This is a genomic window from Mesorhizobium sp. B2-4-7 (assembly GCF_006442685.1).
Classification (GTDB): domain Bacteria; phylum Pseudomonadota; class Alphaproteobacteria; order Rhizobiales; family Rhizobiaceae; genus Mesorhizobium.
Genome location: NZ_VFVH01000009.1, coordinates 193,813 through 215,982 on the forward strand (window position 1 = coordinate 193,813; position 22,170 = coordinate 215,982).

The following is a 22,170-nucleotide window of genomic DNA, read 5'->3' on the forward strand; positions in this document are numbered from 1 at the left end:
GCGTGGCCTTGGTGCATGCAAGGTCACGCAAGCTCGCCTTGCTTAGTTCTTCTTTTTGTTGAGGAAAGTCCAAGGCGAGTTGACCGGTAGGGTTATTGTGTCCGGCACGGTGTCGACGCCGGTCACGCCTGCCTTGCGCACGGTATAGCCCGACTGGATGACCGAGACGCCGTCCAGGATGAAAAGCTGGCTCTTCTCCATGCCTGGTTTCAGCGCGCCGGTTACGGAAACCGGCTGGTAGGCCCGCGATATTTTGTAGGGCTGAGCCGGGGTGACCAGGACGATCTGGTTGGGTGGTGGTGTCGGCATGTGGCTGCAGGCGCCGGTCCACGGCACCAGTAGGAATTGATAGACAAGATCGCCTTCGCGATCGACCGGCAACGCATAGCCGGCTATTTGTATGGTCTTGTCCTGCAGGCCGAGGGATAACGTCTCGCCGCGATCGGGCAATTTTGCCGCGATCATCGGCAGGCCAGCTTCTTCGGCAACCGCCTGGGTCGCCGGGCGCAAATCCTTCCAGAATATGTGTGTGGTCTCGGCCGAAGCGAGGGCGGCTGTAAAAGCCGACATCGCGCCCGCGAACGCTGCCATGGCTATCAGACGTTTGGTCATCGGACGTTTTCCTTTGCGTTCGAGTAAAGACACCGCCACCGGCGACGTCAACGCTCGAGCCGCATTACATGCCGGCGAGAACCGGTCATGCCGGCGTCGTGAAAGCCGCGCGCCGCAAACATGTCGCGAAACCCCATGAAACGGTAGCTCGGCGATGCCTCGCCCACCGGATAGGCCTCAATGATATGCGCCCCTTGGCGAACGCGTGGTCAATGGCCGCATCGAGCAATGCGAAAGCAAAACCGCGGCCGCGCAAAGCCCTTGGCACATAAAAGCAGACGATGGACCATACCCCCGTCTCGCTGTCGTCCTGCCGCTTTGAAAGCCTTCGGTAGGTTTCGCGCGGCGCGACCGAACACCAGGCAACGGTCTTGCCGTCGATCTGGGCGAGGATGCCGACCGGCCTGCCGGCATCGATAAGTGCCATCATCTGGCGCTTTTTCTCATCATTCGGGATGTGCTCGCGGACGGACTGCCGCCACGCCATGCACCAGCAATATTTTGGCGCACCCGGCTGCTCGAACAATATCTCGAAGTCGCCGCGTGTTGCCGGCGTCACCTCCGTGAACCGGATATCGGCAAGATCAGCTTTTTCTGGAGGTGAGCCGTTCCAGCCTTTTGGCATCCGTTAACTCCTTCACGGCGTCCCGGCCGATCCAGCGCGCCGTCTTGTCGGATGATCCGGCCAACTTTTGCGCGAGCGCAAGGGCAGGGGCATGCAGCGCCGCCGAGCGTTTGCCAATCTGCCGCAGCGCCCAGCTGACCGCCTTCCTGACGAAATTGCGCGGATCGCCGGCATGCGCCCCGATCAACGGCAGATAGGCGAGAAACGTCGCGTCCGGCTCCTGCTTCAGATGTACTGCGCTCCACGCCACCATGGCAAAGCCGGCGCGGCGCACGAACTCGCGTTCGTCGGCAGCAAACTCCTCGATCAACTCACGCCGGAACGGCGTTTCAGCAAAGAGATCCGAAACGCTGTCTACGATCTCCCAGGAATCGAAATCGCCGGCCCAGCGGCGGCACTGCTCGGCCGTGATCTTTTTCGGCTCCCCGGTGAACGCCGCCACCAGCCGCGCCTCGCGAACACCGCTGTCCCACAGGGCAAGCGCCCGCTCGTGATTGCGCTTCAGCTTGCGCGCCAGCGGCCGCAAATCCGAATTGGCTACACCAAGAGCCGTCGCGGTGTTTATGCCGAACCGAGCCATGCCGGCGCGGTTTTCCTGCGTGCCGATCGAGCGCAGGTGAGCGACGATCTCGTCCGCGCTCCAGCTCGGGCCGGGCAGGGACATCTGCGTTCTACTTTTCCAGCCGCGCCAGCAGTGAGGATGTGTCCCAGCGCCTGCCGCCCATCGCCTGGACGTCCTTGTAGAACTGGTCGACGAGCGCCGTCACGGGCAGCCTGGCGCCGTTGCGGTCGGCTTCATCAAGGCAGATGCCGAGATCTTTGCGCATCCAGTCGACCGCGAAGCCGAAGTCGTATTTGCCTGCATTCATCGTCTTGTGCCGGTTCTCCATCTGCCACGAGCCCGCTGCGCCCTTGGAGATCACATCGATGACCTTCTCGATGTCGAGCCCGGCCTTCCTGCCGAAATGGATGCCTTCGGACAGTCCCTGCACCAGCCCGGCGATGCAGATTTGGTTGATCATCTTGGTGAGCTGGCCGGCGCCTGCCGGTCCCATAAGCCCGATCATCCGGGCATAGGCGTCGATGACGGGCCTGGCTTTGTCGAAGGCAGCCTGATCGCCGCCGACCATGACGGTCAGAATGCCGTTTTCGGCGCCGGCCTGGCCGCCGGAGACCGGCGCATCGAGGAACGAGAAGCCGCGCTCCTGTGCGGCCTCGGCCAACTCGCGCGCGACCTCGGCCGATGCCGTGGTGTTGTCGATGTAGACGGCGCCCTTTTTCATGGCCTGAAAGGCACCGTCCTTTGCCGTCGTCACCGAACGCAGATCGTCGTCATTGCCCACGCACGAGAAAACAAAGTCCTTGCCTTCGGCAGCCTGCGCCGGCGTCAGGGCGAGAGCGCCGCCATGCTGGGCGACCCATTGCTCGGCCTTTGCCCTGGTGCGGTTGTAGACGGTGACGTCGTGGCCGCCCTTGTTCTTCAGATGCGCGGCCATGGGATAGCCCATGACGCCAAGACCGAGAAATGCCACCGATGCCATGGCTTGTTCCTTCCGACGGGAGCAAAGATTGCAGTTGCGGAAGGTCTAGGCCATGCGGCGGATTCGTCAAGGCGCGCGCCGAGCCATCGACTGGCACAGATCAGGTAAGCTTACCGTTTCAGGTGAATGGTAATCCGGCGCTCGATCCATTCGACGCCGTGGCGCAGGATCTCGACCATCACCAGATAGACGATCGCCACCCAGACATAGGCCTGGAAGTCGAAGGACTTGGCGTAGGCGAGTTTCGCATTGCCCATCAGGTCGTAGACGGTGATGATGGCGACGATCGCGGAGGCCTTGATCATCAGAACGAGTTCATTGCCGTAGGGTCGCAAGGCCACGATGATCGCCTGGGGCAGAATGACCTTGCGCAGCGTCTGCAGCTTGTGCAGGCCGAGCGAAGCGGCGCCTTCCCACTGGCCCCTTGGAACGCTCTCAATGGCACCGCGCAAGATTTCGGCCTGATAGGCGGCCGTGTTGAGCGCAAAGGCGAACACGCCGCAGTTGAAGGCGTCGCGGAAGAACCACCATAGCCCAACCGATTCGAGCTGCACGCGGAAAGAACCGACCCCGTAATAGACCAGATAGACCTGGACCAGCAGCGGCGTGCCGCGGAAGAAATAGACGTAGCAATAAGCGGGCCACGACAGCAACCGGTTGTTCGACATGCGGCCATAGGTGACGGGCAGCGACAGGATGGCGCCGGCCACCATCGACACAGCCACCAGCGACAGGGTGGTTCCAAGTCCCTGCAGATAGGCTGGCGCATATCGTGCGAAGAACTCGCCGTTCCACGCGGAGACCAGATAGGCCAGTATACCGAAGCCGAAGAGGATCCAGAGGCCGACGAGTGCGTATCCCACGATACGGGCACGCGGCCAGCCGCGCGCCGGCGGCGGCGGCCGATCGACGGCAATGGTGTCGGTGACGCTCATCGCGCTTCCCTCTGTCCTAGCGACCGCAAGATGAAGCCGGTGGCGATCGAAGACAGGATTGCCAGGATGAGAAAGACCAGCGCCGCGACGCTGTAGAACAGGAACGAATGTTTGGTGACGCGCGCCGCGACGCCCGCATTGCGCAAGGTCTCGGCGAGGTTGACGACCGAGACCAGGGCTGTGTCCTTGAGCAGGCTGAGCCAGCAATTCTCGAGACCGGGGAAGGCGATGCGCAGCAATTGAGGCAGGATCACCTTGCGCATGGTCAGCCACTTCGACAGACCGATCGCATAGCCGCCCTCATACTGGCCCTTCGGAATGGCGCGAAAGGCCGAAAGGAATACCTCGCTGGCATAGGAAGAGAAGATCAGCGAGAGCACGATCATGCCGGCGATGAAGCTGTCGACATCGATCGTCGCCTCGGGCCTGAAGAAGCGGATGATGTATTGCAGCAGGATGGGCATGCCGAAGAAGAACAGGAAGAGCGTCACCAGCTCCGGAAGGCCGCGAAACATGGTGGTGTAAATGTTCGCGGCCAGCCGCAGCGAAGGCTCTTCGGATTGCTTTGCCCAGGCAATGAAAAAGCCGATCGTCAGGCCGATCGGAAGCGTGGCGAGCGCCAGCGCGATGGTGACCACCGCGCCATAGGCGATATCGTCAAGCCAGCCATTGGGTCCCCAACTGAGAAGTGTCCATATGCTTTGGGCTGGCATCGAGTGGTGTTATCTCCAGAGCTCCCAGATCGGGTAAGGCGGCAGGGAGACCCTGCCGCCCTTGGAGGTGATTATCAGGACTCGGCGCCGTAGACGTCGAACTTGAAGTACTTGTCGTTGATTTCCTTGTATTTTCCGTTGGCCCTGATGGCGTCGATGGCGGAATTCAGCTTGTTGACCAGATCGGTCTCGCCCTTGCGCACCGCAATGCCCGCGCCAGGTCCGAAAATCTCGACCGGCTGCGGCGAGGGCTGGCCGAGGATCTTGCAGCAGGCACCGTCAGGCGAATCCAGCCACTGCTGCAGCACCACGATATCATCCTCGATGGCGTCGAGGCGGCCGTTGGCCAGATCCGCCTGTTCCTCGGGGCTGCTCGGATAACCCTTGATCGTGCTGTCGGTGTAGGTCTTCGAGGCATAGTTGAAATGCGTCGTCGTGGTGGCCACGCCGATACTCTTGCCGGCGAGGTCCTCCTTGGTCACGCCCTTCAGCGTCGAATCCTTCGGGACGGCGAGCGCCGAGGGCGTGTTGTAGTATTTGTGAGTGAAGTCGACCTTCTCGGCACGCTCCGGTGTGATCGACATCGAGGCCACGATGGCGTCGAACTTGCCCGCCTGCAGCGCCGGGATGATGCCGTCCCAATCCTGGGCAACGAAGGTGCACTTGACCTTCATCTCATCGCAGAGCGCCTGGGCGATGTCGATGTCGAAACCGACGAGCTTGCCATCGGAGGTCAGGTTGTTGAAGGGCGGATAAGCGCCCTCGGTGCCGATCCTCAGGGTCTTTTCCTGGGCCTGGGCTACGCCGAGCGTCAGCAGCGCGGCCGAAGCGGCGAGCGCGATACGCAGTGCAATACGCATAATGATCCTCTCTTTATGGTCCCGGCCGTCGTTCCGAAACGGCTCTGTGGGGGCGGTGCTTTTGACCGCCCGCTGGCCCGATACTCCCACTCTTTCCAAGAAAAAAGCAACTGCAAAACCACGAAAATCGGCAATGTCCTTCTGCCGTTACGTTACTTCTCAAGCAACGAGGCCGGTCGCGCGCTCGACGAAGTCGGCTATCGATTTCACGTCGTCGAGATCGAACACCGGCAGGCTTTTGTCCTCGATGGCGAAGTCGGCCGCAATGGCAACGATCCCGGGGTCACCCGCCGAAAGCGGCGTCCGGTCCTTCGCCTCCAGGCGCCGGGTTTCGATCTTGCGGTGGGCTTCGCGCTTGTAGCCTTCGACCAGCACGATGTCGGACGGCGCAAGCCGCGACAGGATCGCTTCCAGCGCCGGCTCATCCTCGCCGCGCAATTCGTGCATCAGCGCCCAGCGATTGGCGGAGACGATGGCGACTTCCATGGCTCCTGCCTGCCGGTGGCGAAAGCTGTCCGCGCCCGGCTTGTCGATGTCGAAATCATGATGGGCGTGCTTTACGGTCGAAACCGTCCAGCCGCGCCCAACGAGTTCCGCGACCAGTTTCTCAGTCAGGGTCGTCTTGCCGGAGTTCTTCCAGCCGGTGATGCCGAAGAGGCGCTTGTTCATCTCAGATGCTCTGCAGCAACCGCGCCGCCTTGGCAAGATCGTCGGGCATGTTGATGTTGATCGGCCGCCGTGGCCAGCCGCTTTCGAGCCGCAGCAAGGTCTTGTCGCCGCCGCCCCTGCGTCTGGATTGAACGCCGGCCAGCATCAATCCCGCAATATCTCTCACCATCATCGAGCCCGTGCGCCTTCGCGAAAATTCCCCGCGAGCCTCTTATATGCCGTCCGGGGCCATGGCAGGACCAGTGCTTTCCGCGACGATCCTGCGCCGGCCGACGACCCGCTCACGATAAAGCGCGTAAAGGCCGGAGCCCACGATTGTGCTGGCGCCGATGATCATAGTCATGTCGGGGACATCGCCGAAGACCAGCAGGCCGAGCACAATGGACCAGAGCAGCGCCGTATAGCGGAACGGCGCTATGAAGGAAATCTCGCCCGAGCGCATCGCCATGATGATGAATTGATAGCCGATGAGCACCAGCACCGCTGCGAGCGCCAGCAGCGCAGTGGCTTTTCCCGTCATCGGTGTCCAGCCGCCCATCGGCGACAGCAGCAGCGCGCCGACCATGGTCATGGCCAATGCCGTTGCGGTGGAGACGAGCAGCGTGGGGATAGCCTGCGGAATCCGCTTGGTGGCGAGGTCGCGCACTGCGCAGCAGGCGACGCTGGCCAGCGCCACGAGCGAAAACATGCTGAACCCCTCGAAGCCCGGGCGCACCACGACCAACACGCCGGCAAATCCAACGGCGATCGCCAGCCAGCGGCGCCAGCCGACCGCCTCGCCGAAGACAAGGGCCGCGCCCATCGTCACGGCCAGCGGCAGTGCCTGCAGGACGGCCGAGACGCTGGCGATCGGCAAATGGGCAAGCGCGACCAGGAAGGTCACCGTCGCGCCGGCCTCGGCAAGGACGCGCAGCGCCACCAGTGGCTGCAGCATCGAGCGCGGCCGGACCAGCGCGCCGCGCTGCCAGGCAAGCAGGCCGACGAAGAGCGAGGCAAATGCGCCTCTGATCAGCATGACCTGCGCCATGTTCATCGACTGCGACGAATATTTGGTGATGGCGTCATTGAGGGTGAAGCCGGCCATCGCCACCACCATGAACAACGCACCGCGAAGATTGGGAGAAAGGGGCAAGATCTCTACCGGTTCTGCTTTGAAAAAAGCCTGTAGCAGCCGGGACCGAAACAGCAACGACAAAGGGCTGGGCCACGGCCTTGATCGCGGCCCAGAATTTCAACCGCGGATGACCGGCCTTACTTCTTCGGCGTTAGCACCTCGGTGCCGCTGCCGTCTTTGCCGGCGATCGTCCACAGGCCGTGCAGCGAGCCGTCGTCATCCATCTTGTAGACGACAAGGCCGATCTCCTTGCCCAGGACATAGCCGGCCGAGAAGGCGTTGTCGTTGCGCATGCAGATGCCGTCCGAGGACGAGCCGCCGGTTTCCCAATGGATCGTGCAGGTCGTGCCGCTTGTCAGCGTGATGGTTGCTTCGCCGCCATAGGCCGAACCATCGAAATTGGTGCCGGCGACATCGTAAGTGCCGCCGATGGATTGCGCCGCCGCCGGCATGGCGGCGAGGCCGAGCAAGGCAACAGAAAAGATGAATTTGCGCATAATGTTTTCCCCACGGAGCGAAAGCCGCTACCGGATGGAAGGCTAGGCGCGAAAACGGCTGGGGTAAATCAGGCGGGCATCCGCCGGCGGAGATTTATTGCGGCATGGCCGCAATAGTCACGGTCCCTCGAGGCTGGCGGCGATGGCGCTGACCAGCGGGTCGTATTTCGACTTCACGGCCGGCGGATATTCGATCCAGACGGTGCGGATGACGCCGTCCTTGCCGAACAGGCGGCGCTCATAAAAGATGTTCCCGGCCTTCAGCCCCGAAAGCACGGCCCAGTTCTTTCCCGTCCTGCTGTAGGTGACCTTGTAACCCGCCTGGGTGCTTGTCTTCTCGGCCGCAACGAAGCTCTTCGGCGTGTCGTTGTCGATATTGAGGATGCCGGAACAGATCAGGCTGGCGCCGTCGGGCGCGAGCCATTGCTGGCCGTCGCCATTGTCCGGTTCGGGCTGGCGGTCGGTGAAAACATCATCGGGAAAGGTGCAGACCGTGCCGAATCGCTCGTTGGTGTAGGTGAAAGGAGCGGCAGCCGACGGGATTGCCGCGATCGCCGCAACGAATGCCAGTACCGAGCGCGCGCACTTCATTCCATTCCTCCAGCAGTCAGCCGGAAGCGATCCTGCACCAGATCCGTGGGAAAATCAGCCGCCGGTGACGCTCATATGCCGCGACACGGAGGGGCGGCTGGTGCGGCGGTCGATGATGAAATCATGCCCCTTCGGCTTGCGCCCGATCGCCTCGTCGATCGCCGCGCCGACCAGCTCGTTGCCTTCGGACGCGCGCAACGGCTCCCTGAGATCGGCGGCATCCTCCTGGCCCAGGCACATAAAGAGCGTGCCGGTGCAGGTCAGCCGGACGCGGTTGCAGCTCTCGCAGAAATTATGGGTCATCGGCGTGATGAAGCCGAGCCGGCCACCGGTTTCCGCGACATGGACATAGCGGGCCGGACCGCCGGTTTTGAACGGGACGTCTGTCAACGTGAACTGGCGCTCCAGCGAGGCGCGCAGCAGCGACAGCGGCAGGTACTGGTCGGTGCGGTCGGCATCGATCTCGCCCATCGGCATGGTTTCGATGACGGTCAGGTCCATGCCGCGGCCATGCGCCCAGCGCATCATCTCAGGCAATTCGGCGTCGTTGAAATCCTTCAGCGCCACGGCGTTGAGCTTTATCTTCAATCCCGCCGCCTGGGCCGCATCGATGCCGGCCATGACCTTGCCGAGATGGCCCCAGCGGGTGATTGCGTGGAACTTGTCGGCATCGAGCGTGTCGAGCGAAACATTGATGCGCTTGACGCCGCAATCGGCGAGCTCGGCAGCAAAACGCGAAAGCTGCGAGCCGTTGGTGGTCAGCGTCAGTTCTTCCAGCGCGCCGCTTTCGAGATGACGCGACAGCTGGCGGACCAGGTGCATGATGTTCTTGCGCACCAGCGGCTCGCCGCCGGTGAGACGCAATTTGCGCACGCCTTTTGCGATGAAGACGCTGCACAGCCGGTCGAGTTCCTCGAGCGACAGCAGGTCCTTCTTGGGCAGGAAAGCCATGTCCTCGGCCATGCAATAGGTGCAGCGGAAATCGCAGCGGTCGGTGACCGACACGCGCAGGTAGCTGATCGTGCGGCCGAAAGGATCGATCATGTCCATGCGTGAAGCGTTTCCCGTGGCTGTGAACGACGGCGTTATATATCGCTATGTGATACGATCCGGCCTGTCGTTCAAGATAGCCGCTCTCGATCTTTGGTAACATTCCCCGACCGACACCGGATGTCGGCTGCCTGGTACGGGCTTTTCCAATCCGGCGAAGCGGCGTAGGGAAGGGCGGTTCGAAACGGAAAAACACCATGACGGCGCCGAAGGAACTGCGGGTCTCCAAAGACCGCAAACTGCTCTCCGTGACCTTTCCCGGCCACCAGCCATTCGAGCTGCCGGCCGAGCTGCTGCGCGTCGCCTCGCCGTCGGCCGAGGTGCAGGGCCATTCGCCGGACCAGCGGGTGACCGTTCCGGGCAAGCGCGATGTCACCATCCTCAAAATTGAACCGGTCGGCAACTACGCGGTCCGCATAACCTTCGATGATTTCCATGACACCGGCATCTTCACCTGGAATTACCTGCACACGCTGGGCCACGAGAAGGATGCGCGCTGGAATGCCTATCTTGCCGAGCTGGCACAAAAGGGTCTCAGCCGCGACCGTTAGCCGGCGGGCGTCGTCAAGATGTCATGGAGCGGGAGTAGGGGCGGCGGATCGGGAGACAAGACAATGTCCATCATAACCACCGTCGAACAGCTTGAAGCGTTCTATGGCCTGCCCGGCGAAGCCTCGGTGGTCAAGGAACTCGACCACGTCATTCCCGAATACGCCGCCTTCATCGACGCCTCGCCCTTCGTCGCGCTGGCGACGAGCGGGCCGGAAGGGCTGGATTGCTCGCCGCGCGGCGATCTCGCCGGCTTCGTGCGCATCGTCGATCCGAAAACCCTGATGATGCCGGACCGGCGCGGCAACAACCGCGCCGATTCGCTGAAGAACATCATTCGCGATCCCCGCGTCGGGCTGCTGTTCCTGGTGCCGGGCTCCGGCACGACGCTGCGTATCAACGGCCGCGCGCACATCACCACGGATGCCGCGCTTTGCGCGTCGTTCACGGTCGACGGCAGGCCGGCACGCTCGGTGAGCGTCATCGATGTCGATACGGTCTATTTCCAATGCGCCCGCGCCATCGTGCGGTCGGAACTGTGGAACCCGGAAAGGCATGTCGATCCGAAGTCCCTGCCGACGCCAGGAAAGATCCTGGAGATCACCAGCCGCAGGAACATCGACGGCGAAACCTATGACAAGGAATGGCCGGAGCGGGCAAAAAAGACGATGTGGTGATCCGCTGGACCGCAATGGCGGTCAGGCGTCCTTCAACACCTCGTAGATCTTGCGCATCTGCTCGCCGATCATGTCGCACTGCTCCGGCGTCGACTGGCTCATCGCTTTCTCGATCAGCGCCATGTGCACCTTCAGCGCCTGCATCAGCAGCGCCTCGCCGGCTTCGGTGAGGGCCAGCCGCAGGATGCGCTTGTCCTTCTCGTCGCCTTCGCGGCGCAGCAGGCCGCGAGCCTCGAGCTGCGGCAACAGCATGGTGATGTTGGAGCGGCCGACGAGCAGCTTGCGGGCGAGATCGTGCTGCGACATGCCGGGATGGCGGTAGAGATTCATCAAAACATCGAGCTGCGCGGGTTTCAGATCGAGCGGAGCGAGCTTCACGGCAAGCGTGCGCTCCAGCACATGGCAGGCGCGCGCAACCGCGACCCAGTTGCGAAACCGCGGGTTGTCCCAGGGCAGCTCTTGTTTATTGTTCATCTTTGAACTATTATGTTCATGCTTGAACGTATGGATGGATTCCCACTATGGCATCATTCGGACTGAAGGTCATCCGGGGTGTATTCGGGGCCGCCGAACATGTCGCCCCCCGCCTCACCGGGCGCGCCGCATTCGAGCTGTTCTGCCGTACGCCGAACGCCAGGGTGCTGAGCGAGGGCGAACGCCGTGCCGTCGACCGCGCGGCAGATTTCATGGCCGAAGCGCGGCATAACCGGCTGAAAGCCGGGTCCGGCTGCGTCATGGTGCATGAATTCCGTCCGGAGCCAGGCAGGGCGTCCGCCGGAACGGTTCTCGTCGTTCATGGGTGGCGCTCGCGCACCGAATATATGCGCATGCTGATCGAGGGCTACCGCGCCGCCGGCTACAGGGTCGTCTCGCTCGACCTTCCCGGCCACGGCCAATCGCATGGCCGGCGGTTGAACATGGTCAATGCCGTGGATGCGGTGCGAATCGCGGGCGAATGGTTCGGCCCGTTCGCGGCGGTGGTCGGTCATTCCTTCGGCGGCGCCGTCGCCGCCAATGCAATCGCCGGATCGATCAGGAACATTGCGCCGCTGGCGGCCGGGCGCCTGGTGCTGATCGCCGCGCCCAGTTCATTGCCGGCCATCTTCGCCGACTTCAGCCGCATGCTCAATGTCGGTCCGCGCTCGCAGGCCGCCATGGCGGACCGTGTCGAATATCTTTCCGGCCGGCCGCTGCACGAATTCACCGGCGATCGGCAGCTTGCCCAGGCGCCGGTGCCGACGTTGGTCATCCACGCACCCGACGATCGCGAAGTCTCGGCCGATCATGCCTGGCGTTATGCCGGCGCCGGTGACCATGTGTTGCTCCACTGGGCCGAAGGGCTCGGCCATCGCCGCATCCTGGCGGACAAGGGCGTGGTGGAACGCGCCGTCAGCTTCGTGGCCGCGCAACGGGAGCCGTCGCTGCTCCATTGAACCGCAATCAGGGCTGTTTCTTCTTCTCGCCGGGTTCCACCGGCAGTCCGGCCGCCTTCCAGGCGGTGTAGCCGCCAAGGATATGCTTGACCCGCGACAGCCCCATGTCCTGCGCGGTCTTGGTGGCGAGCGCCGAACGCCAGCCGCCGGCGCAGAAGAACACGAAGCTCTTTCCCGAAGCGAAGAACGGCTTGTGATAAGGGCTCTCGGGATCGATCCAGAATTCCAGCATGCCACGGGTGACATGTTTCGCGCCGGGAATCCTGCCGTCGCGTTCAATCTCGCGAGGATCTCGCAGGTCGACAAAGATGGTGCCTTCGTCCTCGATCAGGGCTGCCGCTTCCTCGGGCGAAAGCACTTCGATCTCGGCATTCGCCTCGTCCAGCAGTTCGCGATAACCCTTTTTCACCGTTCGATCCTCCCGGCCCGTTTAGACTGGCGCTCCGTCCGTTCGGATTTCGAGCACAACGCCCGGCGTTTGTCATCCCGCGTCGGGACCGGCTATCGTCTTCCAGGCCGCCAATGCCCCCTCCGCGGTCGCCAGCAGGGCCGCATGCGAAGCACCGTCGCGGCCCTGGATCGACATGCCGTGTTGAGCCGTCGCGCAAAAGGTCGCAGCGGCTTCGCAGTCGAAACTCCTCGGCAATTCGCCCACGGCCATGCGCCGAGGTCTGACGACGCCCCTGGGCTTCGACGGCCGGAGCGGATTGTGTCCGCTCCGGCCGTCACGATGTTGTGAAACCGTTCTGCCACAGCCGCCCCAAAATTTATGAAAGCTTAACGAAATCGGTATGAATCGGTATAGTCGCGTCTTACATCCGCCATGCGGTGGGCAAGACGCACGAGCGTGCGGAACGGAGCCGGTTGCGGCTGGAGCGGGTGACCATGAAATTGCCGGGAAACAAAGCTACCGCGTTGCCGCTTGCAGCGCTCGTGGCGACGCTGGCCCTGGGAACGCCGCAAGCAGGCGCGCAGGGGCTTTTCGACATGCTTTTCGGCGGCGGCGTAAGGCACGAGCCGCGAGGTGAGTTTCCTCCTCCGCCACCAAGGCGCAAGCCGAACCCCAACGTATCCGCCGGCGGTGGTGGCGGCGGCAGCGTGAAGATCAGCAGCCCTTCCTACTACACCTACAAAGCCGACAAGCTCGTGCGCGTCGACTTCTCGGCGCTTACGGCAGCGCCGCAGCCGGCGACGCCGCAGGACGCCGCCTTCGTGCCCTCAGCCACCGGCAACGCCTTTCGCGAGGCAATCGCCGGACTGAGCGACTACGAGCTCTATGCGGAGCCGGATATCGCCAAGGCGCTGATCGCCTATTATTCGGCCAATCCGGATTTCATCTGGGTGACCGGAGCCAACGCCAACAGCCGCGCACAGGACGCGGTGCGGGTGCTTGGCGAGGCGGCGAGCTACGGCCTGGCACCGTCCGACTACACGGTCGACGTGCCGACCGCCGCTGCGTCGACTGGTGACGCCGCTGCACGTTTGAAGGAGTTCGTGCGCTTCGAAATGGCGCTGTCGGCTCGCGTGCTTCGCTATGTCCATGATGCCCAAAGCGGCCGCGTCGAACCCAACCGCATGACCGGCTACTATGATTTCCCCGCCAAGCCGCTCGACATGGAAGGCGTTTTGAAGACGCTGGCGCACACCCAGGAAGTGCGCACCTATCTCGAATCGCGGCATCCGCAGAACCCGGAGTACCAGGCGCTGCGCGTCGAGCTGGAGTCGCTGCAAGCGAGCGCCGAAAACGAGATCGTCGTCGATCCCAACCTGTTGCTGAAGCCGGGCGAAACCAGTCCCGAGCTTCCCAAGCTGCTGAGCCTGATCGCGCGCGATCTCGACGACGAGATGGGCGGCGCCTACGGCGAAGTGCTGTCGCGGCTCGCCACCAGCGACGTCTACCTCCCTGAGCTGGTCCCGGTCATCAAGGCGGTGCAGCAAAAAGCAGGCATGAAGGGCGACGGCGTCATCGGACCGCGCACCGTCGCGTCGCTGGCCGGAACGTCCAAGGCCGACCGGTTGCTCAAGGTACAGGTGGCGCTGGAAGAACTGCGCTGGCTGCCATCCGACCTCGGCAGCCCGCGTGTGTTCATCAACCAGCCAGCCTTCACGGCGAGCTACATCGACAATGGCGAGGAAAAGCTGAAAACCCGTGCGGTCATCGGCAGGACCACCAACCAGACCGCCTTCTTCTACGACCAGATCAAGCAGGTCGACTTCCATCCCTATTGGGGGGTGCCGCAGTCGATCATCGTCAACGAAATGCTGCCGAGATTGCGCAGCGATCCGGGTTATCTCGACCGGGCCGGCTATGAGGTGACCGATTCGCGCGGCAAGCGCATTCCGTCCTCGGCGGTCAACTGGGGCGGCTATGGCGCGAACATCCCCTACAGCGTGCGCCAACTCCCGAGCGAGGCCAATGCGCTGGGCGAATTGAAGATCCTGTTCCCCAACAAGCACGCCATCTACATGCACGACACACCGCAGAAGTCGTTCTTCCAGCGCGATATGCGCGCGCTCAGCCATGGTTGCGTGCGGCTGCAGGATCCGCGGGGCATGGCGGCTGCGGTGCTGGGCACCTCGGTCGACGATATCGCCGAGAAGCTGAAGCACGGCCATTCGACCGAGAGCGTGACGCGCACAATCCCGGTCTACGTCGCCTATTTCACTGCATGGCCCGACATGTCCGGCAAGGTCGAATACTTCAACGACGTCTACGACCGGGACACGCGGTTGAAGCAGGCCCTGGACGCCACCGAAGCGGCACGCTCGCCGTCGAGCTGAGAATTCAGCGGGCCGAGAGCGGTCGCCGGAAACCGGCGTCGCGCCCTGCGATCAGCCAGTAGACAAGCCCGGCGACCAGGCCGGCAGCGGCGATGATGCCTATATCGGCCCAGCGCTCCGACGCCATGTCCTCGAGCGCGCTCGGCCAGATCAGGGCAAAGCCGCCGACCGCCGCCGCACCGCCGAAGAGCATGTGTAGCCAGAAGCCGCGCAACGAGAAGCATTCGGCGATCAATGCGAACACCAATGTCTGCACCCCGGTCAGCACGATCGTCAGGAAATAGATGAACATGCCGAGCGGCGGCACCACCAGCGCCGCGATCGGCGAGACGCCCATGAGGTCGAAATACCGGGGCGCATTGGGTAGGGAGCTCAGCACGGCATAGATCGCGACAACGGCGATCAGGCCGACCAGCACGGCGACGAGATAGCCGGCAAGCACCATCAAGATACGTTTCAACACATGCCTGGCCGTCGCCATGCATACCCCCCGTGAAGCTCCGCTGTAATCAGCCATCAAAGGTGCATTGGCGCAAGGGCGGGCACATCTCACGCCGCAGGCTCGGCATTTTCAGATGGGACCGGTGATCATTGCCGGGAGGGATCGTAGAACGGGTTGCCCGTCCCGCAGGTTTCCCCTGACGAAGCTATCTGGGTTCGGCTGTCACCGGATCATAGGTGATTTCGACCTTCGCCTTGTCGGCGGTGTAGTAGGTGACGGTATAGGCGCCATCATCCCAGTCGACCTCCTTGACATAGCGGAAGCCATCGCGCTGCTCGACCTTGGCGATGATGTCAGACAATTTCTTGGCATTGGGCGGCGGCAGCGGTTTTTCGTCGGCCGCCAGAACCGGGCCGGAGCCGAGAAGAACGGCGACGCTTGTCGCCACGAGAAATCTGGTCATGGTTTTCCCTCAAGTTTCGACAGGGGGAAACTCAGTGATGGGGAGGTTTGTTCCCCAGGCGGGATGGATGGCCAGGCTATGCATCGGCTTTGTGACTGCCCTCGAGCAATTCCCGATTTTCTTGCAATCAACCCCGCCGGCTTTGTCCCGGCGCTACAAGACGGCGAATGATCATGGTCGAATCGATCGCGATTCTCGAATACCTGCTCGCCCGCACGGGCCGAGCCTGCTCGCCGTCGCCCCACATGATCCGGCTTTCGTCGCCTACCTGCAATTTTTCGGAGGGCTTCTCAACCCCCACGCGTCAGGCTGACCGCTTAAGCTCTGCCACCTGCACACCCAGCCGGAACGCCTGACCGTCGGCGTATGAGCGCGCATAGCTTTCGGCTGAGAATGGGACGGTGGTGGTGACGCCATTGACGGTCACGCGAACCGACCACGACTTTTCCCTGACGATTTCAACGGCGTGTTCTGCCATGTTCTCCCCCGAGAATCTGACGTTGAGGGAGCTACCATAGCGTCGCCCAACTGATTTGCATACAAACAAACCGACAGATGGTGACGGAAACCCAAAATCAATAAGGGCGAGGCGCCAAGCTGTTTGGCCTACGCGCCAGTAGCTTTTTTGGACAAAGTGGAGGGGCCTAGTCATCCAACAAATCAGTTTAGTTGGATGGTGGGCGATGCAGGGATTGAACCTGCGACCCCACCCGTGTGAAGGGTGTGCTCTCCCGCTGAGCTAATCGCCCGCTCGTTGCCCGAAGGCCAAGCGAGCCGCGATATAAGGGAGGGCGGCCGGGTAAGTCAAGGCGGTGTCCGGCGTTCTCACAGGGGGCAATCGCTTCAGGTTTCGTCATACTCTTTCAAGCGCCGGCGCCGCCCCTCACCTGCCTGCCGGCATCCTCTCCCCGTATAGACGGGGAGGGGGCTGTGTCGCCGTTTTCGCCAATTTTTAACGTTGCAATGGAGGCGCCAGCGTTCCGGCCAGACCCTTCTCCCCGTCTCTGTGCGGGGAGAAATGCCCGGCAGGGCGATGAGGGGCGGCGCCGACTTCGATCATTAGAGGCATCCGCCGCAAACAGGAAACTGTCATTGAACCTGTCCCGGCCGCCCGCTATCCGTTCAATGTTGCGCCGCGGCGATCAGCCGCTCAGCTAGGTCCAGCGTCAGCGCGTCGAAATGCGAGATTACCGCCGAGGGCTCGAACTCGCGCACGTGGCGGTCGGTGTAGCCGAAGTCGACGGCCACCACTGGGATGCCGGCGGCTTTCGCGGTGTCGATGTCGGTCTGCGAATCGCCGACCATCAAAGCTCGGTGCGGGTCGCCGCCGGCGCGCTTGATGGTTTCGGTGAGGTGGCGCGGATCGGGTTTGCGGAAGGCGAAGGTATCCTGTCCGGCAATCGCCGCGAAGTGTTTGGTCAGGCCGAGCGCCTCGATCAGCGCCAGCGAGTTGGCCTCGTATTTGTTGGTGCAGACGGCCAGGAGGTAGCCGGCTTTCTCGAAGCGCGCGATCGCCTCGAGGACGCCGGGGTAGGGGCGGGACTTGCCGGGAATGTTGAGGGTGTAGTGGTCGAGGAACAGTTTCAGCAGCCGGTCGTGTTCGGCGACATCGAGCGACCGTTGCTGCGCGGCGTGCGCCCGTTCGATCATCACGCGGCCGCCATGGCCGACGAAGCGCCTGAAGCCGGCTTCGTCGACGGCCGCGAGCGCGCTGGCGGCAAGGCTGTGGTTCAGGCTGTCGAGCAAATCCGGTGCTGTGTCGATCAGCGTACCGTCGAGGTCGAACACGATGATCGGGCGGGTCATGATCCATCCTGGGCAGTTTATGCAATGGGCAGGCGATAAAGGCTGCGGCGCGTCAAGGCAAGCGCCGGGCAGGCTCGTTCAGGCAAGCAAGCTCCCCGGACCGGGCATTCGCGACGAACCGCCAGCCATGAAAAAACCCGCCAGTGCGGCGGGTCCCGGCGCAAATCTGCACCATAGGCAAATATGTAGCATAACTGCCTTCACCCAGTCAATGGCATATAAGAAAAAATTCCTATGAACGTTACCCGCTCATCGCTCGCTGGCCGCGCGGGCACACCATTGACGGGAGGCCGAACGTCATCAACCTACGCCGCTGCAAGGGCTTTGACCGGGCCGGCAAAAATGGTAGGAGCCGCAAACACCAGGTTCCGGGGCGGTAAAAGCGGCATGGATGCAAGACAGTTGAAGGTCGAAGCCGCGCGGGCGGCCCTTGCCCATGTCACCGACGGCATGCGGCTCGGCATCGGCACCGGCACCACCGCCGACGAGTTCGTGCGGCTGCTTGCCGACAAGGTGGCCACCGGCCTGACCATCATCGGCGTGCCGACGTCCGAGCGCACCGCCTCGCTGTGCCGCGAGCTTGGGGTGCCGCTGTCGACACTGGAGGACACGCCGGAACTCGATCTCACCGTGGACGGCGCCGACGAAGTCGACCCCACACTAACGCTGATCAAGGGCGGCGGCGGCGCATTGCTGCGCGAGAAGATCGTCGCGGCGGCTTCCGCTCGCATGATCGTCATCGCCGATCGCTCCAAGATGGTCGAGACGCTCGGCCGTTTTCCATTGCCCATCGAGGTCAACCCGTTCGGCCTGCGCGCAACCGAAATCGCGATCGGCAAGGCGGCTGCAAGGCTCGGCCTTTCCGGTCCGGTTACATTGAGGATGACGGGCGGCCAGGCTTTTGTTACAGACGGCGGCCACTTTATCCTCGATGCATCTTTTGGCCGCATTCCGGATACAAGAGCGCTATCGAATGCTCTCCACGCCATTCCCGGCGTGGTCGAGCACGGTCTTTTCATCGGGCTGGCGTCAGCGGCCATCATCGCCGGGGGCGATGGCATCCAAACCGTCCATGCCGCCTGAAAAACAGGGAGTTCTATCGACCATGATGTTGCATAACCGGGTTCGCCGCTTGTCCGTCCTTCTGGCGGCATCGGCCGTCTTCGCCTTCTCTTCGCCGGCGTTCTCGCAGGACGTCACCGAAGCGCACCTGAAGGCGGCGCGCGCCGCGGTCACCGCGATCCATGCGACCGACCCGTTCGACAACATCCTGCCGCAGGCCGCCGCCGCCCTCGAATCGCAGCTCATCCAAAAGAACCCCGACATGCAGGAGCTGATCGCCAAGACGATCAGCGAGAAGGCGCTGGCGCTTGCCTCGCGCCGGGCCGACCTGGAGAAGGAAGCGGCCCTTGCCTATGCGAAGGTGTTTTCCGAACAGGAACTCAACGACATCGCGACCTTCTACAATTCGGACTCCGGCAAGAAGCTCCTCGAGAGCGGCCCGGCCGTGACGCGCGACCTGGTGAAGGCCGCCGATATCTGGCAGAACGGGCTTGCTCGTGACCTCGCCCAGCAGGTCGGTGAAACGCTGGCCGCAGCGGCCAAGGCGAAAGCGCCGGCAGCACCTGCTAATGCGGCCGCGCCCGCCGATGGCGCCGCGCCTGCCGATGGGTCGGCTCCTGCCGACGACACGCAGAACTGATCCTGCCATTCCAAACGGCCCTGCGGCCATCTGTGAAGCCCGGCTTGTCCGGGCTTTTCTTTTTATGCTTTGCGGCCTACCTGTCACTCACATTTTCCGAAGCTCAAGGAGCCGCGCAATGGCCGCTTACGACTACGATCTTTTCGTCATCGGCGGCGGTTCGGGCGGGGTGAGGGCGGCGCGCGTCGCCGCAGCGCTCGGCAAGCGCGTCGGCATCGCCGAGGAATACCGCTTCGGCGGCACCTGCGTCATCAGAGGCTGCGTACCGAAGAAGCTCTATGTCTATGCTTCGCAATTTCCTGAGCATTTCGCCGATGCCGCCGGCTATGGCTGGACGGTGCCGGAAGCCAGTTTCGACTGGCCCACGCTGGTCGCCAACAAGGACCGCGAGATCAGCCGTCTGGAGGCGATCTACAAGAGGAACGTCGAGGGCGCCGGCGGCGAGGCCTTTCACACGCGCGCCATGATCGTCGACCCGCATGTGGTGCATCTTCTGGACGAGGACCGTACCGTCACCGCCGACCAGATCCTGATCGCCACCGGCGGCCGTCCGGCGCCGCACCCGGCACTGCCCGGCCACGAATACTGCATCTTCTCCAACGAGGCCTTCGACCTCGAGCAGTTGCCCAAGTCGATCATGATCGAAGGCGGCGGCTATATCGCGGTCGAATTCGCCAACATCTTCCATGGCCTGGGCGTCGACACCACGCTGGTCTATCGCGGCAAGGAGATCCTCAGTCGCTTCGATATGGACCTGCGGCGCATGCTGCACGAAACGATGGAGAAGAAGGGGATCAAGATTCTTTGCCATGCCGTCTCGGAATGGATCCGCAAACGGCCGGACGGCCGGCTCGACGCGTTGCTCACCGGCGGCCAGACGCTGACGGTCGACCAGGTGATGCTCGCCATCGGCCGCATCCCCAACACCGAGAATATGGGACTGGAAGGCATCGGCATCGAGATGACCGCGACCGGCGCGATCCAGGTCGACGCGTACTCCCGCACCAACATCGAAAACATCTGGGCGATCGGCGACGTCACCAATCGCGTGCAACTGACGCCGGTGGCGATCCACGAGGCGATGTGCTTCGTCGAGACCGCCTTCAAGGGCAACCCGACCGCGCCCGACCACGACACGATCGCCACCGCCGTGTTCTCGCAGCCGGAGATCGGCACGGTCGGCCTGTCGGAAGACGAGGCGGTCAAGCGCTTCCCCGACATCGAGATCTATCGCGCGGCATTCCGTCCGATGCGGCACACCTTGTCCGGCCGCGACGAAAAAATGCTGATGAAGCTGGTGGTCGATGGCGCGTCGAAGAAGGTGCTCGGCGCGCACATATTGGGGCCGGATGCCGGCGAGATGGCGCAGCTTCTCGCCATTCCGCTGAAGGCCGGGCTGGTCAAGGATGATTTCGACCGCACCATGGCCGTGCATCCGACGGCCGCGGAAGAGCTTGTGACCATGTACAAGCCGACTTACCGAGTGAAGGATGGCGAGCGCGTAGACTGACGGACAAACGCGCCGCGGCAAGGTGCTTGCCGCGACGCAGCTAGGAGAGCTGCTACAGCAACGTGCCGCGCAGGATCACCTGCGCCACCGAGAAATAGATGACAAGCCCGGTGACATCGACCAGCGTGGCGACAAACGGCGCCGACGCGCTGGCCGGGTCGAAGCCGATGCGTTTCAAGGCGAACGGCAACATCGAACCCGACAGCGAGCCGAAGGTGACGATGCCGACCAATGCCGCTCCGACCGTCGCGGCGATCAACGGCCAGTGCGGGCCGTAGTCGTAGAAGTCGAAATACTGCCAGAGCGCGATGCGGCAGATGCCGACGACGCCGAGTATCGCCCCGAGCAGGAGGCCGGTGGGCAATTCGCGCAACGCCACCCGCCACCAGTCGCGCAGGCCGATCTCGCGCAATGCCAGCGCGCGTATGACCAGCGAGGTCGCCTGCGAGCCGGAATTGCCGCCGGAACTCATGATCAGCGGAATGAAGAGCGTCAGCACGATCGCTTTTTCCAGCTCGCTCTCGTAGCTTTGCATCGCGTTGGCCGTCAGCATCTCGCTGATGAACAGCGCGCACAGCCAGCCGGCACGCTTCTGGATCATGGCGAGGAAGCTCATCTTCATGTAGGGCTCGTCCAGAGCCTCCATGCCGCCGAAGCGATGCACGTCCTCCGTCGTCTCCTCGATCATCGTGTCGATGATGTCGTCGATGGTGACGATGCCGAGGATCTTGCCGTGATCGACGACGGGAACGGCGAGCAGATCGTATTTGGAGATCGTCTGCGCCAGGGTTTCGCGATCGGTCAAAGGCGTGACGGTCACCGGCACGCGGTCCGGCGCCACCGACAGGATCGAATCGTCAGGCTCGCCGGTGATAAGCCGGCGCAGGCCGGTCGAGCGCATGAGCAGATACGTCTCGGGATCGACGATGTAGATGGCGTAGACGGTTTCGCGCGTCCGCTCGACCTTGCGGATGTAGTCGAGCGTGCGGCCGACGGTCCAGTCCGAGGGCACGCTGACGAACTCCGTCGTCATGATCGAAGCGGCACTGCCTTCGGGGTAACCGAGAATCGAGAGCAGGGTTGCGCGCAGCGGGGGCGCCAGCACGCCGAGCAGCTCGGAGCGGGCGGGTTCGTCAAGATCGCGCAGGATGTCGGCAGCGCGATCGACCGACATGGCGGTAAGCAGCTTGCCCGCCTTGGCGCGAGGCAAGGCCTCCGCCAGCTCGGGCGCGCCCTCGAGCTCCGGCTGGTCGAAGATATCGACCAGCCGTTCGAACGGCACTTCGCAAAGCAGCTCGGTCGCCGTTTCGCGCGACTCGCGGTTGAGCGCTTCGACCACGTCTGCGACATGGTCGTTTGCAAGGACGCGGGCGATGGCGACGGCCTCGTCGTCCGCTACGGGGGAAAAATCGTTCATGGTTCACTCCTTGCCGTCCGGCAAGACGTGAACCGTCGAGGTCACGTCAGGGCGGACGGCGGTTGCGTTCGACTGTGACTGTCGCCAGGCATGGCGCGGTGACCTTTCCGCTCGCGGGTTCGAGTTTGATGTCTGCGAGCGGGCGCAACATAGGAGCTCGCCTTGCCCTGTCAATCGAGGTGA

General features: G+C 63.1%; 26 protein-coding genes, 1 tRNA gene and 2 pseudogenes. 7 read left to right on the forward strand and 22 right to left on the reverse strand.

Features of this window, described 5'->3' with window-relative positions; all coding sequences use genetic code 11:
* Nucleotides 1–42 precede the first annotated feature (42 nt).
* The 13 genes and pseudogenes from FJ946_RS22755 to moaA form a co-directional block, all read right to left on the reverse strand.
* Complete coding sequence (locus tag FJ946_RS22755; RefSeq protein ID WP_140564539.1) at nt 43–612, reverse strand: DUF3299 domain-containing protein; 570 nt, start codon at nt 610–612, stop codon at nt 43–45.
* Between the two features lie 85 nt (nt 613–697).
* The gene (locus FJ946_RS22760; RefSeq protein ID WP_246673009.1) at nt 698–1,237 is read right to left on the reverse strand and encodes a GNAT family N-acetyltransferase; all 540 of its coding nucleotides are present in this window, start codon (nt 1,235–1,237) and stop codon (nt 698–700) included.
* Complete coding sequence (locus FJ946_RS22765; protein WP_140564540.1) at nt 1,197–1,901, reverse strand: DNA alkylation repair protein; 705 nt, start codon at nt 1,899–1,901, stop codon at nt 1,197–1,199. Before FJ946_RS22765 ends, FJ946_RS22760 begins: the two co-directional genes overlap by 41 nt.
* 7 nt (nt 1,902–1,908) lie before the next feature.
* Complete coding sequence (locus FJ946_RS22770) at nt 1,909–2,778, reverse strand: NAD(P)-dependent oxidoreductase (protein WP_140564541.1); 870 nt, start codon at nt 2,776–2,778, stop codon at nt 1,909–1,911.
* Between the two features lie 110 nt (nt 2,779–2,888).
* Nucleotides 2,889–3,713, reverse strand: coding sequence for an ABC transporter permease (locus tag FJ946_RS22775; protein WP_140498633.1), 825 nt, complete (start codon nt 3,711–3,713; stop codon nt 2,889–2,891).
* Nucleotides 3,710–4,426, reverse strand: coding sequence for an ABC transporter permease (locus FJ946_RS22780; protein ID WP_140525212.1), 717 nt, complete (start codon nt 4,424–4,426; stop codon nt 3,710–3,712). Before FJ946_RS22780 ends, FJ946_RS22775 begins: the two co-directional genes overlap by 4 nt.
* 74 nt (nt 4,427–4,500) lie before the next feature.
* Nucleotides 4,501–5,286, reverse strand: coding sequence for an ABC transporter substrate-binding protein (locus FJ946_RS22785; RefSeq protein WP_140498631.1), 786 nt, complete (start codon nt 5,284–5,286; stop codon nt 4,501–4,503).
* Nucleotides 5,287–5,445: 159 nt separating this feature from the next.
* Nucleotides 5,446–5,955: a molybdopterin-guanine dinucleotide biosynthesis protein B gene (gene mobB, locus FJ946_RS22790; RefSeq protein ID WP_140525211.1), complete on the reverse strand. Its 510-nt coding sequence runs from the start codon at nt 5,953–5,955 to the stop codon at nt 5,446–5,448.
* Between the two features lie 76 nt (nt 5,956–6,031).
* Nucleotides 6,032–6,124, reverse strand: a pseudogene (locus FJ946_RS31580) (molybdenum cofactor guanylyltransferase MobA); the annotation flags it as partial.
* A gap of 42 nt (nt 6,125–6,166) precedes the next feature.
* Nucleotides 6,167–7,087: a DMT family transporter gene (locus tag FJ946_RS22800; RefSeq protein WP_140515383.1), complete on the reverse strand. Its 921-nt coding sequence runs from the start codon at nt 7,085–7,087 to the stop codon at nt 6,167–6,169.
* Nucleotides 7,088–7,206: 119 nt separating this feature from the next.
* Nucleotides 7,207–7,566: a hypothetical protein gene (locus FJ946_RS22805; protein WP_140498628.1), complete on the reverse strand. Its 360-nt coding sequence runs from the start codon at nt 7,564–7,566 to the stop codon at nt 7,207–7,209.
* Between the two features lie 117 nt (nt 7,567–7,683).
* On the reverse strand, nt 7,684–8,157 hold the full coding sequence (locus FJ946_RS22810) for a hypothetical protein (RefSeq protein ID WP_140561226.1): 474 nt from the start codon (nt 8,155–8,157) through the stop codon (nt 7,684–7,686).
* A gap of 54 nt (nt 8,158–8,211) precedes the next feature.
* On the reverse strand, nt 8,212–9,207 hold the full coding sequence (moaA, locus tag FJ946_RS22815) for a GTP 3',8-cyclase MoaA (protein ID WP_140561224.1): 996 nt from the start codon (nt 9,205–9,207) through the stop codon (nt 8,212–8,214).
* A gap of 197 nt (nt 9,208–9,404) precedes the next feature.
* Between moaA and FJ946_RS22820 the strand changes: the two genes are divergently transcribed.
* Nucleotides 9,405–9,758, forward strand: coding sequence for a DUF971 domain-containing protein (locus FJ946_RS22820; RefSeq protein ID WP_140561222.1), 354 nt, complete (start codon nt 9,405–9,407; stop codon nt 9,756–9,758).
* Between the two features lie 63 nt (nt 9,759–9,821).
* On the forward strand, nt 9,822–10,433 hold the full coding sequence (locus tag FJ946_RS22825) for a pyridoxamine 5'-phosphate oxidase family protein (protein WP_140564542.1): 612 nt from the start codon (nt 9,822–9,824) through the stop codon (nt 10,431–10,433).
* A 21-nt stretch (nt 10,434–10,454) separates the two neighbouring features.
* Here FJ946_RS22825 and FJ946_RS22830 read toward each other — a convergent pair whose 3' ends face one another.
* Nucleotides 10,455–10,907 carry a MarR family transcriptional regulator gene (locus FJ946_RS22830; RefSeq protein WP_140548466.1) on the reverse strand — a complete coding sequence of 151 codons (453 nt, stop codon included), beginning with the start codon at nt 10,905–10,907 and terminating at the stop codon, nt 10,455–10,457.
* Between the two features lie 47 nt (nt 10,908–10,954).
* Between FJ946_RS22830 and FJ946_RS22835 the strand changes: the two genes are divergently transcribed.
* Complete coding sequence (locus tag FJ946_RS22835; RefSeq protein WP_140564543.1) at nt 10,955–11,866, forward strand: alpha/beta fold hydrolase; 912 nt, start codon at nt 10,955–10,957, stop codon at nt 11,864–11,866.
* Between the two features lie 7 nt (nt 11,867–11,873).
* Here FJ946_RS22835 and FJ946_RS22840 read toward each other — a convergent pair whose 3' ends face one another.
* Together FJ946_RS22840 and FJ946_RS31295 are read right to left on the reverse strand one after the other, a co-directional pair.
* On the reverse strand, nt 11,874–12,275 hold the full coding sequence (locus FJ946_RS22840; RefSeq protein ID WP_140498621.1) for a rhodanese-like domain-containing protein: 402 nt from the start codon (nt 12,273–12,275) through the stop codon (nt 11,874–11,876).
* Between the two features lie 72 nt (nt 12,276–12,347).
* Nucleotides 12,348–12,527, reverse strand: a pseudogene (locus tag FJ946_RS31295) (TetR/AcrR family transcriptional regulator); the annotation flags it as partial.
* 224 nt (nt 12,528–12,751) lie between these two features.
* Between FJ946_RS31295 and FJ946_RS22850 the strand changes: the two are divergent.
* The gene (locus tag FJ946_RS22850) at nt 12,752–14,647 is read left to right on the forward strand and encodes a murein L,D-transpeptidase (protein ID WP_140564544.1); all 1,896 of its coding nucleotides are present in this window, start codon (nt 12,752–12,754) and stop codon (nt 14,645–14,647) included.
* A 4-nt stretch (nt 14,648–14,651) separates the two neighbouring features.
* Here FJ946_RS22850 and FJ946_RS22855 read toward each other — a convergent pair whose 3' ends face one another.
* From FJ946_RS22855 to FJ946_RS22875, 5 genes are all read right to left on the reverse strand, one after another.
* Nucleotides 14,652–15,128, reverse strand: coding sequence for a hypothetical protein (locus FJ946_RS22855; RefSeq protein WP_140557197.1), 477 nt, complete (start codon nt 15,126–15,128; stop codon nt 14,652–14,654).
* Between the two features lie 166 nt (nt 15,129–15,294).
* The gene (locus tag FJ946_RS22860) at nt 15,295–15,552 is read right to left on the reverse strand and encodes a PepSY domain-containing protein (RefSeq protein ID WP_140525200.1); all 258 of its coding nucleotides are present in this window, start codon (nt 15,550–15,552) and stop codon (nt 15,295–15,297) included.
* Nucleotides 15,553–15,856: 304 nt separating this feature from the next.
* Entirely contained in the window at nt 15,857–16,030 is a 174-nt protein-coding gene (locus FJ946_RS30830; RefSeq protein ID WP_181165341.1) for a hypothetical protein, read from the reverse strand.
* A 196-nt stretch (nt 16,031–16,226) separates the two neighbouring features.
* Nucleotides 16,227–16,301 (reverse strand) — tRNA-Val (locus tag FJ946_RS22870).
* 373 nt (nt 16,302–16,674) lie between these two features.
* Nucleotides 16,675–17,358 (reverse strand): phosphoglycolate phosphatase, encoded by a 684-nt coding sequence (locus FJ946_RS22875; RefSeq protein ID WP_140498617.1) that lies wholly within the window; start codon nt 17,356–17,358, stop codon nt 16,675–16,677.
* Nucleotides 17,359–17,745: 387 nt separating this feature from the next.
* Between FJ946_RS22875 and rpiA the strand changes: the two genes are divergently transcribed.
* From rpiA to gor, 3 genes are all read left to right on the forward strand, one after another.
* Nucleotides 17,746–18,441, forward strand: coding sequence for a ribose-5-phosphate isomerase RpiA (rpiA, locus tag FJ946_RS22880; RefSeq protein ID WP_140564545.1), 696 nt, complete (start codon nt 17,746–17,748; stop codon nt 18,439–18,441).
* Nucleotides 18,442–18,463: 22 nt separating this feature from the next.
* Entirely contained in the window at nt 18,464–19,060 is a 597-nt protein-coding gene (locus FJ946_RS22885; RefSeq protein ID WP_140515392.1) for a DUF2059 domain-containing protein, read from the forward strand.
* Nucleotides 19,061–19,178: 118 nt separating this feature from the next.
* Nucleotides 19,179–20,570: a glutathione-disulfide reductase gene (gor, locus tag FJ946_RS22890; protein WP_140564546.1), complete on the forward strand. Its 1,392-nt coding sequence runs from the start codon at nt 19,179–19,181 to the stop codon at nt 20,568–20,570.
* Nucleotides 20,571–20,622: 52 nt separating this feature from the next.
* Here the strand turns inward: gor and mgtE are convergent, their stop codons facing one another.
* The gene (gene mgtE / locus FJ946_RS22895; RefSeq protein WP_140564547.1) at nt 20,623–21,987 is read right to left on the reverse strand and encodes a magnesium transporter; all 1,365 of its coding nucleotides are present in this window, start codon (nt 21,985–21,987) and stop codon (nt 20,623–20,625) included.
* Nucleotides 21,988–22,170 lie beyond the last annotated feature (183 nt).

Excerpts from the sequence above, each read along its gene's own strand:
- FJ946_RS22755 (WP_140564539.1), bottom strand. The coding sequence starts at position 612 with ATGACCAAACGTCTGATAGCCATGGCAGCGTTCGCGGGCGCGATGTCG.
- FJ946_RS22760 (WP_246673009.1), bottom strand. The coding sequence starts at position 1,237 with ATGCCAAAAGGCTGGAACGGCTCACCTCCAGAAAAAGCTGATCTTGCC.
- FJ946_RS22765 (WP_140564540.1), bottom strand. The coding sequence starts at position 1,901 with ATGTCCCTGCCCGGCCCGAGCTGGAGCGCGGACGAGATCGTCGCTCAC.
- FJ946_RS22770 (WP_140564541.1), bottom strand. The coding sequence starts at position 2,778 with ATGGCATCGGTGGCATTTCTCGGTCTTGGCGTCATGGGCTATCCCATG.
- FJ946_RS22775 (WP_140498633.1), bottom strand. The coding sequence starts at position 3,713 with ATGAGCGTCACCGACACCATTGCCGTCGATCGGCCGCCGCCGCCGGCG.
- FJ946_RS22780 (WP_140525212.1), bottom strand. The coding sequence starts at position 4,426 with ATGCCAGCCCAAAGCATATGGACACTTCTCAGTTGGGGACCCAATGGC.
- FJ946_RS22785 (WP_140498631.1), bottom strand. The coding sequence starts at position 5,286 with ATGCGTATTGCACTGCGTATCGCGCTCGCCGCTTCGGCCGCGCTGCTG.
- mobB (WP_140525211.1), bottom strand. The coding sequence starts at position 5,955 with ATGAACAAGCGCCTCTTCGGCATCACCGGCTGGAAGAACTCCGGCAAG.
- FJ946_RS22805 (WP_140498628.1), bottom strand. The coding sequence starts at position 7,566 with ATGCGCAAATTCATCTTTTCTGTTGCCTTGCTCGGCCTCGCCGCCATG.
- FJ946_RS22810 (WP_140561226.1), bottom strand. The coding sequence starts at position 8,157 with ATGAAGTGCGCGCGCTCGGTACTGGCATTCGTTGCGGCGATCGCGGCA.
- moaA (WP_140561224.1), bottom strand. The coding sequence starts at position 9,207 with ATGGACATGATCGATCCTTTCGGCCGCACGATCAGCTACCTGCGCGTG.
- FJ946_RS22820 (WP_140561222.1), top strand. The coding sequence starts at position 9,405 with ATGACGGCGCCGAAGGAACTGCGGGTCTCCAAAGACCGCAAACTGCTC.
- FJ946_RS22825 (WP_140564542.1), top strand. The coding sequence starts at position 9,822 with ATGTCCATCATAACCACCGTCGAACAGCTTGAAGCGTTCTATGGCCTG.
- FJ946_RS22830 (WP_140548466.1), bottom strand. The coding sequence starts at position 10,907 with ATGAACAATAAACAAGAGCTGCCCTGGGACAACCCGCGGTTTCGCAAC.
- FJ946_RS22835 (WP_140564543.1), top strand. The coding sequence starts at position 10,955 with ATGGCATCATTCGGACTGAAGGTCATCCGGGGTGTATTCGGGGCCGCC.
- FJ946_RS22850 (WP_140564544.1), top strand. The coding sequence starts at position 12,752 with ATGAAATTGCCGGGAAACAAAGCTACCGCGTTGCCGCTTGCAGCGCTC.
- FJ946_RS22855 (WP_140557197.1), bottom strand. The coding sequence starts at position 15,128 with ATGGCGACGGCCAGGCATGTGTTGAAACGTATCTTGATGGTGCTTGCC.
- FJ946_RS22860 (WP_140525200.1), bottom strand. The coding sequence starts at position 15,552 with ATGACCAGATTTCTCGTGGCGACAAGCGTCGCCGTTCTTCTCGGCTCC.
- FJ946_RS30830 (WP_181165341.1), bottom strand. The coding sequence starts at position 16,030 with ATGGCAGAACACGCCGTTGAAATCGTCAGGGAAAAGTCGTGGTCGGTT.
- FJ946_RS22875 (WP_140498617.1), bottom strand. The coding sequence starts at position 17,358 with ATGACCCGCCCGATCATCGTGTTCGACCTCGACGGTACGCTGATCGAC.
- rpiA (WP_140564545.1), top strand. The coding sequence starts at position 17,746 with ATGGATGCAAGACAGTTGAAGGTCGAAGCCGCGCGGGCGGCCCTTGCC.
- FJ946_RS22885 (WP_140515392.1), top strand. The coding sequence starts at position 18,464 with ATGATGTTGCATAACCGGGTTCGCCGCTTGTCCGTCCTTCTGGCGGCA.
- gor (WP_140564546.1), top strand. The coding sequence starts at position 19,179 with ATGGCCGCTTACGACTACGATCTTTTCGTCATCGGCGGCGGTTCGGGC.
- mgtE (WP_140564547.1), bottom strand. The coding sequence starts at position 21,987 with ATGAACGATTTTTCCCCCGTAGCGGACGACGAGGCCGTCGCCATCGCC.